The 17484-nt window shown below is 63.1% G+C and carries 17 protein-coding genes; 7 read left to right on the top strand and 10 right to left on the bottom strand.

The genetic code is table 11. From position 1 onward, the window contains the following. Window positions 1-44: 44 nt before the first annotated feature. The 9 genes from O4220_RS15790 to O4220_RS15830 all read right to left on the bottom strand — a co-directional run bounded on the left by O4220_RS15790 (window position 45) and on the right by O4220_RS15830 (window position 9336). Window positions 45-878 carry an MBL fold metallo-hydrolase gene (locus O4220_RS15790; protein ID WP_269605795.1) on the bottom strand — a complete coding sequence of 278 codons (834 nt, stop codon included), beginning with the start codon at window positions 876-878 and terminating at the stop codon, window positions 45-47. A gap of 142 nt (window positions 879-1020) precedes the next feature. Continuing rightward, window positions 1021-1626 (bottom strand): TetR/AcrR family transcriptional regulator, encoded by a 606-nt coding sequence (locus O4220_RS15795; RefSeq protein WP_094609279.1) that lies wholly within the window; start codon window positions 1624-1626, stop codon window positions 1021-1023. Between the two features lie 93 nt (window positions 1627-1719). Further along, a complete protein-coding gene (locus tag O4220_RS15800; protein WP_269605799.1) occupies window positions 1720-2859 on the bottom strand; it encodes a thiolase C-terminal domain-containing protein in 1140 nt (379 codons plus the stop codon). Next, window positions 2856-3320 carry a Zn-ribbon domain-containing OB-fold protein gene (locus O4220_RS15805; protein WP_269605801.1) on the bottom strand — a complete coding sequence of 155 codons (465 nt, stop codon included), beginning with the start codon at window positions 3318-3320 and terminating at the stop codon, window positions 2856-2858. The genes O4220_RS15800 and O4220_RS15805 overlap by 4 nt, the downstream gene beginning before the upstream one ends. Before the next feature lie 52 nt (window positions 3321-3372). After that, complete coding sequence (locus O4220_RS15810) at window positions 3373-4182, bottom strand: acyl-CoA thioesterase domain-containing protein (protein ID WP_269605802.1); 810 nt, start codon at window positions 4180-4182, stop codon at window positions 3373-3375. After that, entirely contained in the window at window positions 4179-5024 is an 846-nt protein-coding gene (locus O4220_RS15815) for a MaoC/PaaZ C-terminal domain-containing protein (RefSeq protein WP_269605803.1), read from the bottom strand. Before O4220_RS15815 ends, O4220_RS15810 begins: the two co-directional genes overlap by 4 nt. Further along, window positions 5024-5953, bottom strand: a complete 930-nt coding sequence (locus O4220_RS15820) for an SDR family oxidoreductase (protein ID WP_269605805.1) — start codon at window positions 5951-5953, stop codon at window positions 5024-5026. Before O4220_RS15820 ends, O4220_RS15815 begins: the two co-directional genes overlap by 1 nt. Next, window positions 5950-8112: an acetate--CoA ligase family protein gene (locus tag O4220_RS15825; RefSeq protein ID WP_269605807.1), complete on the bottom strand. Its 2163-nt coding sequence runs from the start codon at window positions 8110-8112 to the stop codon at window positions 5950-5952. The genes O4220_RS15820 and O4220_RS15825 overlap by 4 nt, the downstream gene beginning before the upstream one ends. Before the next feature lie 51 nt (window positions 8113-8163). Then, the gene (locus tag O4220_RS15830) at window positions 8164-9336 is read right to left on the bottom strand and encodes an acyl-CoA dehydrogenase family protein (RefSeq protein ID WP_269605809.1); all 1173 of its coding nucleotides are present in this window, start codon (window positions 9334-9336) and stop codon (window positions 8164-8166) included. A 308-nt stretch (window positions 9337-9644) separates the two neighbouring features. On the opposite strand from O4220_RS15830, the gene O4220_RS15835 reads away from it, so the two are divergent. From O4220_RS15835 to O4220_RS15860, 6 genes are all read left to right on the top strand, one after another. Beyond that, on the top strand, window positions 9645-11198 hold the full coding sequence (locus O4220_RS15835; RefSeq protein ID WP_269605811.1) for an ABC transporter substrate-binding protein: 1554 nt from the start codon (window positions 9645-9647) through the stop codon (window positions 11196-11198). Between the two features lie 35 nt (window positions 11199-11233). Then, the gene (locus O4220_RS15840; RefSeq protein ID WP_269605813.1) at window positions 11234-12178 is read left to right on the top strand and encodes an ABC transporter permease; all 945 of its coding nucleotides are present in this window, start codon (window positions 11234-11236) and stop codon (window positions 12176-12178) included. After that, window positions 12175-13113 carry an ABC transporter permease gene (locus tag O4220_RS15845; RefSeq protein WP_269605814.1) on the top strand — a complete coding sequence of 313 codons (939 nt, stop codon included), beginning with the start codon at window positions 12175-12177 and terminating at the stop codon, window positions 13111-13113. The genes O4220_RS15840 and O4220_RS15845 overlap by 4 nt, the downstream gene beginning before the upstream one ends. Beyond that, window positions 13110-14216, top strand: coding sequence for an ABC transporter ATP-binding protein (locus tag O4220_RS15850; RefSeq protein ID WP_269605815.1), 1107 nt, complete (start codon window positions 13110-13112; stop codon window positions 14214-14216). The genes O4220_RS15845 and O4220_RS15850 overlap by 4 nt, the downstream gene beginning before the upstream one ends. Next, window positions 14213-15214 carry an ABC transporter ATP-binding protein gene (locus tag O4220_RS15855; protein ID WP_269605816.1) on the top strand — a complete coding sequence of 334 codons (1002 nt, stop codon included), beginning with the start codon at window positions 14213-14215 and terminating at the stop codon, window positions 15212-15214. The genes O4220_RS15850 and O4220_RS15855 overlap by 4 nt, the downstream gene beginning before the upstream one ends. Before the next feature lie 134 nt (window positions 15215-15348). Next, window positions 15349-15534 carry an SHOCT domain-containing protein gene (locus O4220_RS15860; protein ID WP_269605818.1) on the top strand — a complete coding sequence of 62 codons (186 nt, stop codon included), beginning with the start codon at window positions 15349-15351 and terminating at the stop codon, window positions 15532-15534. On the opposite strand, the gene O4220_RS15865 is transcribed toward O4220_RS15860, so the two are convergent. Further along, window positions 15503-16414 (bottom strand): LysR family transcriptional regulator, encoded by a 912-nt coding sequence (locus O4220_RS15865; RefSeq protein WP_269605820.1) that lies wholly within the window; start codon window positions 16412-16414, stop codon window positions 15503-15505. The two genes, O4220_RS15860 and O4220_RS15865, sit on opposite strands and share 32 nt — an antisense overlap. Window positions 16415-16486: 72 nt before the next feature. Here O4220_RS15865 and O4220_RS15870 point away from each other — a divergent pair, with 72 nt between their 5' ends. Next, window positions 16487-17383 carry an EamA family transporter gene (locus tag O4220_RS15870; RefSeq protein WP_269605822.1) on the top strand — a complete coding sequence of 299 codons (897 nt, stop codon included), beginning with the start codon at window positions 16487-16489 and terminating at the stop codon, window positions 17381-17383. The last annotated feature ends 101 nt before the right edge of the window (window positions 17384-17484 follow it).

Genomic DNA, 17484 nt, shown 5'->3' on the forward strand with positions numbered 1-17484 from the left:
GGCCTCCGGCCGTGGTGTCGTGCATTCCGTATCGGACCGAGCCGTCATCGTCTGCGCCCCGAATCCGTTGCGGCCGAACCGAGTCCCGAGTCGAGAAAAACGACCATGGACTCGACGGACGAGTGCGCAGCTTTCAACACGTCCGGGTCCTCGATGTGCCGGTACATGGCGGCAACCAGATCCTCGATCTCCGTCGTGCCTGAATCACGAAGAGCTGCAACCTGTTCGATACGTCGTCGTCGTGCGGCAACTCGATGCAGTGCCGCGGCCTCCAGATCTGTGATCACCGGACCGTGCCCTGGCAGTCCGATCACCGATCCACCGTGGCCGATCTCGGCCAGCATGCACAGGCTCTCGAGCATGTCCGCAAGCAACGCCGGGTGAACGACCGGCGAGCCGGCGCCCAGCAGGGTGTCGCCGGTCAGCACCACGTCGTCGTCCGGCAAACTCAGGCACACCGAATCCCGGGTGTGCCCGGGCGTACCCAGGACACGAGCCGAGACGTTGCCGGCCAACACAATTCGCTGCAGGTGCTCGATCGGGGTTCGCCCGAACACCGCACGCTGCGCCAGCACCGTCGCCTTCGTTCGCTCGGCGAGCGCGTGCGCCCCGTCTGCGTGGTCGTTGTGCCCGTGCGTCAGCACGATTTCCGTCACCGTCCGACGGCCGGCCGCGGCGACGATCGAATCCAGGTGCGCCGCGTCTGCCGGCCCCGGATCGATCACCGCACACTGCATGGCATCGGGTGCACCGATCAACCATGTGTTGGTGCCCTCGAAGGTCCACGCCCCGGCATTGGGAGCCAGCAGTCGTTCGACCCGGGGTGCAACCCGAACGGCGACACCAGGTACAGGTATCGCGCCACTCGATCCAGACATACGCGCCCTCTCTAGAAGCAACTTCTAGAATCTTACTCTCTAATTCACCCGCGAACGGCCGGAACCGAGACGACAATCGAGCCTGAAGGCCCAAAAAGCCCGGTGTGCAATGAAATTGCGCACCGGGCTGTGAGGTCGAGATCTATTCGGAGGCGATCTTCCGAATCAGGTTGCACATGATATCGGCAACGGCACCTGCTTGTTTCTTCGTGCGACAGTTCAGAATCACCTCGCGAGACGATTCGACGATGATGTCGGTCAACACCCCGACAGTAATTCGCTGCGCACTGTCGTCACCCGGACCGAGCAGCGCCGAGTTCTGCCTGATCCACTCGATGCGATTGTCCCTACGAAGCTTCTCGAAGCCGGGTGGCCCGTCGTTGTCCACGAAGACCAATGCAACTTCGCGGCGCTGCCAACTCCCGTTGAGGAAAGCGCGTGCGCCGACACAGAACAGATCGAGTGGATCAGTGGTTCCGCCCCTACGCTCGGCTATGACCGAGGCCCTGACCTGTTCGAGGTGCGCCGTGTTGTGCCGATCCCACAGCGCGGTGAACAGCTCGGATTTGCCGCCGAAGTGGTGGTACAAACTGCCCGTACTCGATCCGGCCCGCTCGACGATGTCGGAAATGCTGGCATTGACGAAACCCGCCTCGGCGAACACCTCTTGGGCCGCATCGAGAAGCTTGCGCTGGGTCTCGCCGGTCTTGCTCCACTGCCACGTCGTCGAACCGGCCCGTTCGGTCATGATCCCCACCAATCCTCTTCGCCTTCGCCCGCCCGAGGGTAAAGCGTAATTCTAGAATTGGAGCCGGGTCAAGCCGAAACCTGCGCGCCTCCGTCAGGCCGCCGCAGCGAGGATCAGGGTCGAGCCTGCCGCGAACATTCCACCGTTGCCCTGAACCAAGCTCGTCTCTACACCGGCCACCTGCGCCGGAGCCGTTCCACGTAGTTGGCGGACCGACTCCATGATGGCGAACATGCCGTACATCCCTGTATGGGTGTACGACAACCCACCGCCGTTGGTGTTCATCGGCAGCGCGCCACCTGGGGACGTGTGACCCGCCCGGACGAACTCGCCCGCTTCTCCCCTCCCGACGAAACCCAGGTCCTCCAGGCCGTAGAGGGGCAAGTGAGCGAACGCGTCGTAGATCATCAGATGGTCGATATCGGCGGGCGTCATCTGCGCCGCACGGAACGCATCGGCCGCCGAATTCTTGAATCCTTTGAACGTGGTGAAATCCTCCATCATCGATATACCCGGGGCTTCGTAACCCTCACCGGTGCCCAGAACACGAACCGCCGCAACGTCGAGATCCTTCGCCCGTTCCTCGGTGGTCAGCACCAGAGCGCCACCGCCGTCGGTGACCAAGCAGCACTCGAGGAGGTGGAACGGCCAGGCGATGACCGGAGAATTGTGCACATCGTCGACCGTTATCGGGTCACGAAACTTCGCGCGTGGATTCATCGCAGCCCACTTCCGTTGCGCGACTGCCACATCTGCGAGATGCCGCGCCTGCGTTCCGGTCTCCTTCATGAACCGGAGGAACGGGACGGTGAATCTACTCGGTGGCCCGGTCACTCCATAGGGAGCCTCGAACTGTCCGACGACCGAAGCCGGATCGGGGGTGTAACGAGGCGCACCGACCTGTGATCGACCGGATTCACCGTGGGTGATCAGCACGACAGAGCAGTGCCCGGCTTCGAGTGCCGCCACTGCATGCCGAACATGCGTGAGGAACGACGTTCCTCCGACGCTGGTGGTATCCACCCAGCGTGGTTCGATCCCCAGACTGTGGGCAACCGAGATCGGTCCCGGCATCGATACGCCCGCGATACCGTCGACCTCGCTCTTGTCGATTCCGCAGTCCTGTAACGCATTACGTGCAGCCTCGGTGTGCAGCCTCATCGTCGAGTGGTTCGGCAGAGTTCCGATGTCGTCGGTTTCCGCCGCTCCGACGATGACCACCCCGCCGCTCATGCCGATGCTCCCGCAGGCGCGAACACGGGCACCCACATCTCACCGCGCGGCTCGAACTGCACGGTCAACTCCATATCCAGTGGCAGGCTTTCCGGAAGCGGTTCGACGCCGACGATGTTGGTCATCATGCGCGGCCCTTCCTCGAGCTGAACGACGGCCACGACGTACGGACCGTCGCTCTCGAACCCCGGCCCGGGCCTGTGTTCGATCACGTAGGAATACAAGGTCGCACGGCCCGAGCAGTCGATCCACTCCACGAGGTCCGAGCTGCACACCGGGCAGAAGTCTCGCGGATAGAAGTACACGTGGGAGCACGCCCGGCAGCGCTGGACGGACAAGCGCCCGTCCGCCGCCGCATCCCAGTACGGTCTCGTCTCGGGGGTGGGTGACGGTGCCATCTTCGCGCGCGGACGCCTGAGCCCCTCGGTCTTGCCTCGGATTTCTTCGATCGTTCCGGTCATGATCGGTCGCTCGATTCTGTCGTCGAATTCTCTTGTGGTGCAGGAATTGTGCTCAATAGGGAAGTGCCGCGGACGCGGCCGTTCCGATGCGACCGACAGTGTCGTGCAAAGCGCACGCCGACACCGCCACACCGCCGCTCTGGACGTGGTCGAGGTTCTCGAAGCCGATCCACGGCCCCACCGGGAGACGGCTGCAATAGAGGGTCACGTCTGCATTGATGTACGCCAATCGATCCGTACCCATGTTCGTGAAGGGACTGACCCAGTCCGCCGCGGCGGCCAGCGTCCCGAACGGGGTGTCGCGGTGGCCATCGAGTAGCTCGCACGTCTCGCGAAACCAGGAGAAGCGACGACCACCGACCGACTGTTCGACGCGTCGGACCTCTCCGAAATGCTTCGGTGCCACCCGAGGCGGTGGGCCGATCACCTCCGGGGATGGAGCGGCGTAGTACTCGGGTACCCAGGCGACGTCAGGACCAGGCGGGCCGGACCGCAGGATCTGCACGGTCGACAGCGCGACCGGCACATCACCCGACCGTACGGTCACCTCCACCACCATCAACCGCTTACCCTCGCGGCGGATCACGGTGTCGATCGTCAACGGCGACATGGGGATCGGCCTGAACAGATCGGTGGTCATCCGCGCGGGATGCAGATCTGCCCCCAGGTGCCGTCGTTCGACCTCACGTGCCATCAATCCCGACACCAGTCGGCCGTGAACGAGATCCTCCGACCACGGACTGCGTGCATGAGCCCGGGGGACGAATGCACCGCCGACGGATTCGAAGAAGGCCGCACCCGCCGAGAGGGATTCGGATCCTCTCGACACCGTTTCGTCGGCCTGTGCCGATGCCTCGATCATCGGATTGCCACGGTTCCGCGGTCGATCACCGTCGTGCCGTCCTCGAGCGAGGTTCGGAAGCGGATCCCGTCGGCGGTATCCCAGATGGAGACCGTCACGTCCTGACCGGGGTACACGGGGTGGGTGAAGCGGCCTGCCATCGATCGAAGTCGCGTGGGATCCGATCCGCACAGTTCGTGCAGCAACGCCCGTCCGGTGACACCGTAGGTGCAGAGTCCGTGCAGGATCGGGCGTGCGAAACCCGCCCTGGCGGCGAACTTCGGGTCGGAGTGCAACGGGTTTCTGTCGCCCGACAGTCGATACAGCAAAGCCTGTTCGGGGCGGGTCGAGTACGTCACCTGGGAGTCGGCAGCCGTGTCCGGCATCGGTGCCGCCGACGCCGGAGAGCCCCGACGGCCACTGCCGCCCTCCCCGGTGATGAACACCGACGATCGCGATGTCGCCAGTACCGCACCGGTTTTCGCATCGAGGGCCTCGGCGTCACTGACCACCAGGGCCCCCGACCCCTTGTCCTCGATCGCGGTCACAGTGGACGTGACGTCGACACAGCCCTCCACCGGGAGGGTTCCGAAGAGCTCGAAGGCTTGTTCGGCGTGGACCAGCTTGGCCGGGTCGAAATCACCGAGTGTGCGGCCCGATGGGGCCTGCGTGGCCAACACGGCGAAGGTCGGAAGCACCAATTGCTCGATGTCGGCCGAATTTTCGGTCGTGAATGCCAGTTCGTCCTGCGCCGAGTCCTGACCTGCCCCCACTCCTACCGCGTACAGGAGCGCGTCTTTCGACGTCCAGGCCTTGCGCCTCGGTGCGCTCGGTATCCCGATGACGCCGTGATCGAGTGCCATCAGGGCACCTGCTCGGGGACGCGCCCGTTCATGGCGGCATTTTCCGCCGCCTCCGACACGAGGCGAGGAATCACCTCACCGAGCTCACCCGGTGCCCACTTGGCACCTTTGTCCATCTCCGGACCGGACTTCCAGCCCTCCGCAACACTGACCCAACCTCCCCGCACGTTGAACACCCGCCCGGTGATGCTCCGCGACTGTTCACTTCCCAGCCAAACCACCAGGGGGGAAATGTTCTCCGGCGCCGCCGCATCGAACTCTCCTGGCTCAGGGACCGAGCGTGAGAGGTTGCCGTTCAGATTTTCGGTCATTCGGGTCAGCGCTGCCGGCGCGACGGCGTTGACCGTCACGCCGTACCGAGCCAACTCCATCGATGCGATGATGGACAGGCTGGCGATTCCAGCCTTGGCGGCACCGTAGTTTCCTTGTCCGATATTGCCGTAGATCCCCGACGACGACGTCGTGTTGATCACCCGGGCGTCCACTACGGATCCGGACTTGTGTTGTCTCTTCCAATGATTCGAGGCGTGATGCAGCGTCAGGAAGGTGCCCCGTAGGTGCACTCTGATGACATCGTCCCATTCTGCGACGGTCATGTTCGTGATCATGCGATCGCGCAGGATCCCGGCATTGTTCACCAGTACGTGCAGGTCCCCGTAATGCTCGATGGTGCTCTCGATCAGACGTCGTGCGCCGTCGTCGTCGGAGACATCGGACCCGTCCACCCGAGCCTGCCCGCCGGCAGCACGAATTGTTTCGACGACCTCGCCTGCCGGACCCTCGGCACTTCCTGATCCATCGACCTCCGCACCGATGTCGTTCACGACGACCGCCGCGCCTTCCCTCGCGAACTCGATTGCGTGAGCTCGGCCGATTCCGCGGCCGGCCCCGGTCACCACGACCACGCGGCCGTCGCATATTCCCGTCATGACACTGCCTCCGTCTCGCTACCTGTCTCCGACCATGTGATCAGCGCATCGAGCGCCTCGCACTCGCCTCCGCGAACCATCAGTGGATTGATCTCCAACGCCTGCAGTCGATCTCCCAGTCGATAGGCGAAGTCGCCGATCTCGGCCACGCACGTCGCGAGCGCGTCGATATCCACCGGTTCGGAACCTCGGGTTCCGCGCAGAAGAGCGATTCCGCGCAGGCTTTCTATCGCATCTCGAACGTCTGCCACGCTCACCGGTAGCACCCGAATCGCCGCGTCCGCCAACACCTCGACCCACACACCGCCCAGACCGACGGCCAGGGTCAGGCCCCACACCGGATCGCGGACCACGCCGACGAGCATCTCCAGGCCGTTCGACGGTCGCTGCGGCTGTATCAGCGCCGCAGCCCCGGTGGCACCTGCATCGGCGAGCGTGGCGAGCACCGAGTTGTAGGCCTCTGCCACATCGTCCGCCGATCGTAAGTCGAGACGAACGCCGCCGATGTCGCTCTTGTGGCCGAGTCCGTCGGCAACCGCCTTGAGGACCACCGGATACCCGTATGCGGCTGCGCGCTCCTGCGCTTGCTCCACCGAGCCGACCAGACTCGAAGGGACCACCGGTATTCCGTTGTGAGAGAGCAATTCCGAGGATCGATACTCGGTCCAGATCCCGGTCGGCTCGGTCTCGAAGTCCACCGGTGCCACAAAGGGATCGAGCTCTTCCGGTGTCGCAGACGCGGCGGCGCGAAGCGCAGACCACCGAACTGCGTTGCCCAGCGCGGTCAAGCCGTGTTCGATCCCGCCGACCACATGCGGGAATTCGGTTGCGTCGGCTACCGAGCGCCCGTACTCGGTCACGTCGGTCAGGACGGTGCTCAGCACCACGGTCGGTACGGCGGTCTCGCGAATGTTGCGAGCGGACTCGCCGTAGGCGGTCATCGTCAGCGATGGATCGACCGCCTGTACCCGAGGCAGTTCCGAGAGCAGAACTGCGAAGTCCACGTTGGGATCCTGGGCCACCACGGCAAGCGAGCGCCGCATCAACGTGCGATCGATGACAACGTAGCCGGTCACGTCGAGTGGGTTCTGCACCGTCGCGAATGCAGGCACGATCTCACCGAGTCTGACGGTGGTCTCCTCCGAGAACCCCGGCAACACCAGCCCTTCGTCTTCCGCGCGATCGGCGATGATCTCGGAGGCTCCGCCGGACGGCGTCACCACTCCGATTCGTGGACCCGGCAGGCCACCGCCGAGGCTCGCCATGAGACCGGCGGTAGTGATCAGGTCCTCGAGCGAACGAACTCGAATGACACCCATCTGTTCGAAGGCCGCGTCGATGACGGCATTGTCACCGACCAGAGCCCCTGTGTGAGCGAGGGCGGCGCGAGCACCCAGAACGCTGCGGCCGATTTTCAACGCGACGATCGGTTTGCCGGCGCGCAAGGCGCGCAGAGCAATTCGGCGGAATTCGACCGGATCACGGACGGACTCCAAGAACAAGGCGATGACCGAAGTGTTGGGATCGTCGACCAGGTAGTTCATCACATCGGTGACCGACATCAGGGATTCGTTGCCCATGGCGGTCAGGAAGCTCACCCCGACGTTCCTCGACTGGGCGAACTGCAGGACCGAACTCGCCAATGCACCGCTCTGCAGTACGAAGCCGACCGTTCCTTCGATCAGCGGTCGACCTATCGGCAGACCGTACGGCGTGATGTTCTCGGCGGCATTGATGAATCCGTTTCCGTTCGGCCCGAGGACGGTCAAGCCGCTCGATCGTGCGAAATCGATGATCTCGTCTTCCATCTGCTGCCCGGCGGGACCGGTCTCGCCGAAACCCGCGGTGAGGATGACCGCAGACCGCACGCCGCATTCGACCGCTGCACGCAGGGTCGGTAGCACCACGGTGGTGGGAACCATCACGAAGATCAGATCCACCACCTCGGGCAGGCCTGCGATCGAGTCGAACGTTCTCTCTCCGTGCACGATCGGACTGGTCGGATTGACGAGGTAGACGCTTCCCCCGAATCCGGAGTCCTTGATGTTTTGGTAGGTGTTGAGCGACCACGGTGACTTGTCCGTGGCTCCGATCAGCGCGATGGACCGAGGTTCGAACAGTGTGCGTAGGTCCATGCCCTGAACTGTCGCTTTGGTCATGAAGAATCCTGTCTTCGTGTGACTACGAGTTGTGAGCCAGCATGTCTGTGGTCAGTGTCCGAAGCCGTCGGAATTGACATATCCCTTGATCAGATTTCGAGCGATGGTCCGACGCTGGATCTCGTCGGTTCCCTCGAAGATGCGCAGCAGGCGCAGTTCGCGGTACCAGCGCTCGATCGGGAGTTCCTTCGTGTAGCCCATTCCGCCGTGGATCTGCAGTACTCGGTCGACGACGTTGTTGGCCATGATGCTGCCGTGCAACTTTGCGACCGACGAGACATGGCGCGCGTCGACGCCCTGCGACACCGCCCAGGCGGCCCGTAGCGTCAGCAGCTTGGTCGACTCGATCTCCACGTGGGAGTCCGCGATCTGCCACTGAATGGCTTGATATTCGGCGATGGGATGACCCATGGAAACGCGATTCTTGGAATGTTCGATCGCCATGTCCAATAGCCGCTCGGCCGAGCCGATCGCCCGCGCCGGGATCATGTATCGCCCCTGACCGATCCAACTCATGGCCAGGTCGAAACCCTTTCCGACCTCGCCGAGAACATTGCTCTCGGGTACCCGAACGTCCACGAACGACAGCGCAGCAGGACCCCACTGGCCCATGGTGGGGATAGGAGTCGATGTCCACCCCATATCGCGGTCGACGATGAAGCACGTGACGCCGCCGTCGGCCCCCTTCTCCTTGTCGGTCACCGCGAAGACCATGACGAAATCGGCCTCGTTACCGCCGGTGATGAAGATCTTCTCGCCGTTGATCACCCAGTCCGATCCGTTCTTGACCGCGCGAGTTTTGATGCTGCGGGCATCGGAACCGGCTCCGGGCTCGGTGATGGCGAAGCATGATCGGCGCTCACCTGCGATCGTCGGGATCAGGTATCTCTGCTTCTGCTCCTCGTTGGCACCGTAGAGAATGTTGTCGGCCGAGCCACCGAAGGAAAACGGTACGAAAGTGCGGCCGGCCTCAGCAGCGATGATCGCGCTCATGACGGGGCCGAGATTCGCGCCACCGTATTCCTCCGGGGTGTTGATGCCCCAGAATCCCGACTTCTTGGCTTTCTCCCGCAATGCTTTGATCTCGCCGTCGGGCAAACCGGGTCGGCCCTCGCGTTCGTTCCTGAGGACCTCGTTCTCCAAGGGGAAAACTTCCTTCTCCAGGAATGCACGCACCGACTTGCGCATCAATTCTTCTTCTTCGTTCAGGGCGAAATCGACCATGTCCTGACTTCCTTTCGATCCGAGACGAGGACGCATGCAGCGCATCCAGAATGTGATTCTAGAACTGAAATCTAGCAAATCGTGACCGACGCGGACCTCGGTTGTCAAGACCCCCATGTCCGGTTCATACCAATTCGGCCGAACCCTTGACAGTCCTGATGTTTTAGAACATCCTTCTAGAAATCGCCTATCACACAGGCACCGACCACCAGTGAAGTCTCGACGGCCCACCCTCCCAGTCGATCTGGGAACGCTGCGGCTTCGCCACCCGCCCGGGACGTGGTCCGCTGCATCGAATTGGAGGGCCAATGCCGGCCAGGCCGCTGTTCACCGTCGCAGTCTCGATTCTCACCGTCTGCCTACTCGGCACCGGATGCGCGGGAATCGACCAACGAACGTTCGATCCGAATGCCTTGGATCGCGAGGCCGAAGTCGTCTACGGACAGATCGTGGTGCCCAGCAGCCTGGACCCGCATCGTGGAGTCACCGAAAACGACCTACCACTGCTCGCGGTCATCTACGATCGAATCACCGACGTCGACACCGACGGCAACCCGATTCCGATGCTCGCCGAGAGCTGGTCGCTCGACGAGTCCGGTAAGACGTTCACGCTCGTAATGCGCTCGGATGCAACATTTTCCGATGGAACCCCTGTCGACGCACCGGCGGTCAAGGCCAACTTCGATCGGATCCTGACCGACCCGCAATCGACGATCAGGGGACAGATCGCCACGACGATCGGTTCGGTGGACGTCCTCGACTCACGCACCGTTCGACTCAATCTGGTCGGACCGGGTGGAGCGCTCCCCACGCTGCTCGCCTCTCGTCCGGGAATGCTCGTGTCGCCGGCCGCACTGGCCAACCCGGACCTCGATCAAAACCCCGTCGGTGCCGGAGCATTCACGATGACCCGCTCCATCCCGGGAACCGCGTACTACTTCGAGCGTCGACCGGACTACTGGGACGACGACGCGTACCGATTCAGCAATCTGACCTTTCTCATCCAACTCGATACAGCTACTCGGATGAACTCACTGCAGGCAGGCGAGTCCACGATGACCGGTGTAGTGGGTCCGCAGAAGGAAGAAGCCGCGGCAGGCGGACTTCAAGTGTTCACCTCCTCCGGCGCGAGTACCAGCATGGCTCGAATTTCTCTGAACACCGAACGGAGCGAATTCGCCAAGAAACAAGTACGTCAGGCGATGAACCTCGCGATCGATCGTGAAGCGATATCGAGGGTGCTGTATTCGGGCGATTGCATCCCCGGGGCTCAGCCGTATCCCGAGGGGTACTTTGCGCACAGCGACGAGTTGGACGATTCCGGTTGGTCGTCCTACGACCCCGACCGCGCCCGAGAGCTACTGGCCGAGGCCGGACTGCCGAACGGGTTCACCTTCACCGCAGCCGTTCCCAGCCTGTCGATCTACCAGAACAACGCGCAGGTCGTTCAACAGAATCTCGCCGACGTCGGCATCGACATGCGGATCGAGGTGATGGATGCGACCCAGGCGAGGGCGCGCTTCGTCACCGGCGATGCAGACGCACTGGTCGGGCAGTACGGCGGCGGAACCGACCCCGGCCTCTACGTCCAGTCCGCCTATATGTCCGGCGGTGGCGACAACCCCGGCAACCTCTCGACTCCCGAGATGGCCGAGCTGTTCGCCGAAACAGCCCGCTCCACCGACGTCGAGCAACGCTCGGCAGCGTATGCCGATCTGCTCGCCGAGGCATTCGACATGGGGCCCGCCCAGATCGTCCTCTGCCACTCCGTCGCATCGGTCGCGACGCAAGGGAATCTCGCCAACTACGAGTTCTACAAGACCGGTGGAACCGGCCTACGAACCCTCGACGTCAGCAAGTAGCTGTCCGCCGCGTACGAAGAAGAGGTGATCGAATTGTGTTGATCTTCATGGTCAAACGAATTCTTGCAGCCATTCCAGTCCTGTTCATCGTCACGATATTGAGCTTTTCGATGATTCATCTGATCCCCGGTGATGCCGCGGTGGTTGCCGCCGGGGATGCAGCCACAGCCGAGCAGATCGCAGCCACCAGGAGCCAACTCGGCCTCGACGAGAACATCGTGGTGCAGTACTTCGGCTGGATCGGTAACCTGCTGACCGGCGACCTGGGCACCTCGCTGCTGAGCAGCCACCGCAACATCGACGCCATTCTCGAGGCACTTCCGGTCACGTTGTCGCTGGCCTTCGTTGCCCTGTCCTGGTCACTGGTCGTCGGCGTCCTCGCGGGCGTCTTTGCCGGACTACGCAGAGGCACCTGGATCGACCGGACACTGACCGGCCTGACGACACTCGGCATCTCGATGCCGAGTTTCTGGCTCGGCCTGTTGTTCGTGACCTTCTTCTCGCTGCAACTCCGGCTCTTCCCCGCCACCGGATACTCCCCGCTCAGCGACGGATTCGTTGCCTGGTTCGCCCATCTCGCTCTGCCCGCCTTCGCGCTGGGAACCGTCACCGCCGCCGAGATCGCCCGCCAGGCTCGTGCCGGAGTGATCGACGTTCTCGAGCGGGATTACATCCGAACGGCAACGGCCAAGGGACTCCCCCGGTGGAAGGTGGTCGTCAAGCACACGGCCAAGAACGCCGCCATACCGGTCGTCACCGTCTTCGGGCTGCAGGCTGCAGCACTCGTCGGCGGTGCGGTGATCATCGAGCAGGTCTTCGGAATGCCGGGATTGGGTTCGGTGGCGCTCAAGGCGATTCTCGAACGAGACTTCCCTGTCATCCAAGCGTTCGTCGTGGTCATCACGTTGTTCGTATTGCTGATCAATCTGGCAGTGGACATCTCCTACGCGTACTTCAACCCGAAAGTCAGGCAGGCATGACCATCAGTCGTTCGGTACCGCGCGTTGCACCGGGTGTCCGCAGAACTGTGGGCGCACCGATCGGCGCAGTGCATTCCAATCCTGCACCGCCGTCTCCCGGACGGGTGTTCGTCCGTCGAATCCTCAAGTCCCGCACCAACGTGGCCTGCCTGATCTTTCTCGGACTGCTGGCGGTAGTGGCCGTAGCTGCACCGTGGATCGCACCCTACGATCCCGCTTACCAGAAGTTGGCCTCGGCGTTTCTCCCACTGTTCTCGGATAACCACCTGCTCGGAACCGATCAGCTCGGACGAGACACCCTCAGCCGACTCATCTACGCGACACAGATATCACTGGTCGCACCGCTGATCGCAGTCGGATTCGCCGCTGTCACCGGCTTGCCGCTCGGCCTGCTGGCCGGGTACCTCGGGGGCAAATTCGACTGGATCGCCGGACGCGTGGCCGACGCCCTCATCGCACTGCCGGCTCTGGTTCTCGCGCTCGCGATCATCGCGATCTTCGGACCCGGGTTGACCAACGCCATGCTCGCGGTGGGAGCGGCCACCGCTCCTCGACTGTTCCGCGTTGTCCGCGGAGCTGCGATGAACGTTCGGGAAGAGACCTACATCGAGGCGAGCAAGGTGGTCGGGTGTTCCACGTCGAGAACGGTTCTGGTCCACGTACTGCCCAACGTCCGGTCTCCCCTCTTGGTGCAGCTGACCCTGATGTTGTCCTTGGCATTGCTCGCCGAGGCAGGGCTGAGCTTCCTCGGGCTCGGCGTACAACCACCGACCGCGAGCTGGGGCTCGATGCTGCGCGGCGCATTCGACAACAGATTCCAGAGTCCGTGGATGGTGGTGCCACCCGGGCTTGCCATCATGCTGACGATTCTGTCGCTGAACATGCTCGGTGACGGCATTCGCGATGCCGTCGGACAGGAACGGAGAAAGGCATGACCGCGCTCGATATCAAGGACGAACGACTCGAGACCGACAGCCTGCTCTCGATACAGGATCTTCAGGTCGAGTTTCGCACCGAAAACGGCTGGACCCCCGTTGTTCTCGGAGGACAGCTCGATCTCGGGCGCGGCGGAACACGGGCTCTGGTCGGAGAATCGGGCTCGGGCAAAACCGTGACCGCGTTGTCGATTCTGCGTTTGTTGCCGGTTCACAACAGTCGAACAACGCACGGTCGCATCGATTTCTGCGGTGCAGACCTTCTGCAGAAATCCGAGCGACAGATGCGCGCGATCCGCGGCCGCGAGATCGCGATGATCTTCCAGGAACCGATGACGAGTCTGAATCCGGTCTTCACCGTCGGCGAGCAAATCGCGGAGACCGTGCGAACCCACTTCGGCACGTCGCGTAAGCACGCGTGGAACCGTGCGGTGGAAGTGTTGGACCTCGTCGGAATACCCGCTGCAGCCAGACGGGCGAAGGACTATCCACACAGCTTCAGCGGGGGAATGCGGCAGCGAGCGATGATCGCGATGTCGATCGCATGCGATCCGAAACTTCTCATCGCAGACGAACCCACCACCGCCCTCGACGTCACGGTCCAAGCCAGCATTCTCCAGCTGCTGCGCAGACTCCAGGAAGACATGGGCACCGCCGTCCTGCTCGTGACGCACGACCTGGGCGTGGTGGCCGACTTCTGCGATGAGGTCACTGTGATGTACGCGGGTGAACCGGTCGAAATCGCCCACGCGGAAAACCTTTTCACTCGACCACTGCACCCCTACACTGCCGCCCTACTCGAGTCACTGCCCCAACGCATCGAACCCGGGAACGACCTCATTGCGATTCCTGGAATGGTGCCCAGGCCCGACAACATGCCCCCCGGATGCCGGTTCAGCCCGCGCTGCACCTATTCCGTACCAGGACTGTGCGATTCGGATCACCCACCGCTTGTTGCGATGGACGACGAGCGAAGCACCCGATGCATCCGCGTCGTCGACGGCACCGTGACGACACTGGTGCCCGACATTCCCTCTCCACAGGCCGACATGTCAGCGGAGAGAACGACCATGGTCGACTCCGAAAGGAAGGGTCAACTGTGACCACCATCGAAAAGCCCGTGTTGTTGGACGTCGTCGGGCTGTCGAAGTCGTTCGTACGCTCGCGTGACCTCCTCGGTCGTCCACGCGAGACGGTTCAGGCAGTTCGAGACATCAGTCTTGCTGTGAGACAGGGCGAAACGCTGGGAATCGTAGGCGAGTCGGGATCCGGCAAATCCACTCTCGGTAGGTCCATCCTGCGGCTGGAGAAGCCCGAGAGCGGCAAGATCGTCTACGGCGGCGACGATCTCCTGACGCTCGGCCGTAGAGCCATGCGCAGGAAACGCCGAGACCTCCAGATGATCTTTCAGGATCCGTTCGCCTCCCTCGATCCCAGTAAGACGGTGGGAACCTCGATTGCCGAGCCGCTTCGGATATACGATCACGCCGATCGATCCACGTGCGAGGCGAAGGTTGCCGATCTGTTGTCGAAGGTCGGTCTGCGCAGCGATTTCGCCGCTCGCTACCCCGCCGAAATGTCCGGTGGGCAACGCCAGAGAGTGGCGATAGCTCGAGCCCTGGCCCTGGATCCCAAGATGATCATCGCGGACGAGGCGGTCTCTGCCCTCGATGTGTCGACGCAGTCCGAGGTGATCAATCTCCTGGTGCACCTGACCGACGAATTCGATCTGACGTGCATCTTCATCTCTCACAACCTCAGCGTTGTTCGGCACATCAGCGATCGAATTGCCGTGATGTACCTGGGCCGAATCGTCGAAATAGGCTCCGCTGCAAAAGTGTACGGGCGTCCCTCACACCCCTACACCAAAGCACTACTGTCGGCCATCCCGGTTCCCGACCCGGCGATTCAACGCGCACGCCCCAGGACGATCCTCGAGGGCGACTCCCCCGATCCGGCCCATCCACCTACCGGGTGCGCCTTCGTCTCGAGATGTCCGTACGCGGTGGACCTGTGCCGACAGGTGGAGCCGATGCTCGATCAGCATGCAGACGGTTCGATGTCCGCATGCCACCTGGTCGATTCCATGGAGCCGCAATAAGCTGGGGCCGCCGCGAAGGACTACTGATCGGCCGGGTGTCAACCATGGCATCGCGACATCGATCACCACCGTGTCACTGCGTGCCGTGGTCTCGGCCGTGAACCGCGGGAGCTCGGCGCACGTACAGGACAATCATGGACAGTACGACCAAGCGTCAGGTCGCTGCCCTGCAGCACGCGAAGGACCAGCAGGAGGACTACATCAAGCACGTCGCAGGTCGATCCGCATCCGAAGAGATCGCACATGCAAAGGCATTGCTGGACAACGGAACCATCGATCAGGACGAGTTCAGGGCGCTGAAGGCCAAAGCGCTGTCCTGAACTCGGCTTCCGCTCGGAACGCGTCGAGCACAGCGGCGATCGCCGGTAGTCGACGCGCACCGGGCCTCGTCGCGAGTTCGTAGATGCGGCCGGCCCGCACACCGGACAGTTCTCGCCGCACCAAGCCCGGATGCACGACGGCATAGCGCGGCATCAGCGCCACTCCGTGCCCGGCGGCAACAAGAGTTTCGGTCACTCGAAAGTCGTTGATACGCTGAACTACTCGTGGCTCGACGCCGGTGACGGCGGCAACAGAGAGCAGCACATCGTCCACGGGGAATCCGCCGCGGACGCTGATCCACCGCTCGTCGGTCAGCTCTCTCAGGTCCACCTTTTCGTGCTGCGCCAGTGCATGATCGGGATGCAGCACCAGGTCGATGGGTTCGCGCATCAGGGTCGTCACCTCGATCCGCGGGCCGGCCGTCGACGGAGCCCGATCGTCCCGGTGGGTGAGCACCACGTCGTAATCGGCGAGTAGTTCGGGCACCGAGGATGCCGGCAGATCTTCGTCGCGGGCGTCGATGTCGACGTCCGAGCCCGCGAGCCGGGTCAACACTCCGGGTAGGAGCAGTGCGGCTCCGGACGGGAACAGTGCCACACGGACGCGTCCCTGCGGGGAGGCTCGATAGCGGTCCATCTCCGCTGCGGCGCGGGCCAGGGCAGCGAGAACATCATCGGTTCTGAGCACCAGTGCACGTCCGGCGTCGGTGAGTCGCAGCCGACGCCCGTGGGGCTCGAGAAGTGTCACTCCGGCCTCGCGAGCCAGCAACTTGAGCTGTTGAGACACTGCCGACGGAGTCATCGACATGGCCTCGGCGACCGATGCAACGGTTCCGCGGTCGGCCAGCTCTGCGAGAATCCGGAGCCGCTCCACGTTCATGCAGAAAATCTTAACTGTTGATGCGGATATATTCGATTGTGCTCATCATTTGCTCCCGTCACGATTGACGGCATGACCACTCGCGACCGCCTGCTCGGATTGACCGTCGCCGTGCTGTGGGGGCTGAACTTCCTCGCCATCCGCGTCGGGCTCGATCACTTTCCACCCTTCTTCTTCGCCGCGCTGCGGTTCCTGGTCATCGCAATCCCCGTGGTGTTGTTCGTCCCACGTCCGAACGTCCCAGTGAAGTGGTTGCTGCTCTACGGATTCGGATTCGGCTTCCTTCAGTTCGCCTTCCTGTTCGCAGCGATGGCGGCAGGCATGCCCACCGGATTGGCGTCGCTCGTGCTGCAGTCGTCCGCGCCGTTCACCGTCGTTCTCGGCGCGGTTCTGCTGCGCGAACACGTCTCCCGCAGGCAGGCCATCGGCATTGCGATCGCCGTGGTCGGCATGGTGCTCATCGGTTGGGACCGTGCCCAGAACGCCACCCTGCTGCCGGTGATCCTCACTCTCCTCGCCGGCCTCGGCTGGGCCTTCGGCAACCTGGGAAATCGACTCGCCAAGTCCGATTCCCCGATGACGCTGATGCTGTGGATGACTGTCATCCCGCCGGTGCCGATGCTGGCGCTCTCGGCGATCGTCGAGGGTCCGAGCACCGGTTGGCACGCCCTCGCCGAGTCTTTCGGTCCGACGGGCTGGCCCGGTCTGGTCGCATTGGCCTACATCGTGATTCCGGCCACCATCATCGGTAGCGGCCTCTGGAGCATTCTGATGAGTCGCAACCCTGCCGGACTGGTCGCACCGTTCTCACTCCTGGTTCCCGTGGTGGGCATCGCCGGTGCCTGGATCTTCCTCGGCGAGAACCCGTCCGTGCTGGCATTGATCGGTGGCGTCGTCGTGATCGGCGGCTGCCTCGGCGGTATGGTCGTCCGCCGGCCCGCCGAAGTGCGAGAGAAAGTGCCGGTGTGAGGGGCGGGAGTGGAGCCTGCGGAATGACCCAGGGTTAGCGGGAGTGGAGCCTGCGGAATGACCGAGGGGCAGCAAGCGCCGACGTGAAACTGCACGCTCTT

Source organism: Rhodococcus ruber (assembly GCF_027270735.1).
Taxonomy (GTDB): Bacteria; Actinomycetota; Actinomycetes; order Mycobacteriales; family Mycobacteriaceae; genus Rhodococcoides; species Rhodococcoides rubrum_A.

Excerpts from the sequence above, each read along its gene's own strand:
- O4220_RS15790 (WP_269605795.1), bottom strand. The coding sequence starts at position 878 with ATGTCTGGATCGAGTGGCGCGATACCTGTACCTGGTGTCGCCGTTCGG.
- O4220_RS15795 (WP_094609279.1), bottom strand. The coding sequence starts at position 1,626 with ATGACCGAACGGGCCGGTTCGACGACGTGGCAGTGGAGCAAGACCGGC.
- O4220_RS15800 (WP_269605799.1), bottom strand. The coding sequence starts at position 2,859 with ATGAGCGGCGGGGTGGTCATCGTCGGAGCGGCGGAAACCGACGACATC.
- O4220_RS15805 (WP_269605801.1), bottom strand. The coding sequence starts at position 3,320 with ATGACCGGAACGATCGAAGAAATCCGAGGCAAGACCGAGGGGCTCAGG.
- O4220_RS15810 (WP_269605802.1), bottom strand. The coding sequence starts at position 4,182 with ATGATCGAGGCATCGGCACAGGCCGACGAAACGGTGTCGAGAGGATCC.
- O4220_RS15815 (WP_269605803.1), bottom strand. The coding sequence starts at position 5,024 with ATGGCACTCGATCACGGCGTCATCGGGATACCGAGCGCACCGAGGCGC.
- O4220_RS15820 (WP_269605805.1), bottom strand. The coding sequence starts at position 5,953 with ATGACGGGAATATGCGACGGCCGCGTGGTCGTGGTGACCGGGGCCGGC.
- O4220_RS15825 (WP_269605807.1), bottom strand. The coding sequence starts at position 8,112 with ATGACCAAAGCGACAGTTCAGGGCATGGACCTACGCACACTGTTCGAA.
- O4220_RS15830 (WP_269605809.1), bottom strand. The coding sequence starts at position 9,336 with ATGGTCGATTTCGCCCTGAACGAAGAAGAAGAATTGATGCGCAAGTCG.
- O4220_RS15835 (WP_269605811.1), top strand. The coding sequence starts at position 9,645 with ATGCCGGCCAGGCCGCTGTTCACCGTCGCAGTCTCGATTCTCACCGTC.
- O4220_RS15845 (WP_269605814.1), top strand. The coding sequence starts at position 12,175 with ATGACCATCAGTCGTTCGGTACCGCGCGTTGCACCGGGTGTCCGCAGA.
- O4220_RS15850 (WP_269605815.1), top strand. The coding sequence starts at position 13,110 with ATGACCGCGCTCGATATCAAGGACGAACGACTCGAGACCGACAGCCTG.
- O4220_RS15860 (WP_269605818.1), top strand. The coding sequence starts at position 15,349 with ATGGACAGTACGACCAAGCGTCAGGTCGCTGCCCTGCAGCACGCGAAG.
- O4220_RS15865 (WP_269605820.1), bottom strand. The coding sequence starts at position 16,414 with ATGAACGTGGAGCGGCTCCGGATTCTCGCAGAGCTGGCCGACCGCGGA.
- O4220_RS15870 (WP_269605822.1), top strand. The coding sequence starts at position 16,487 with ATGACCACTCGCGACCGCCTGCTCGGATTGACCGTCGCCGTGCTGTGG.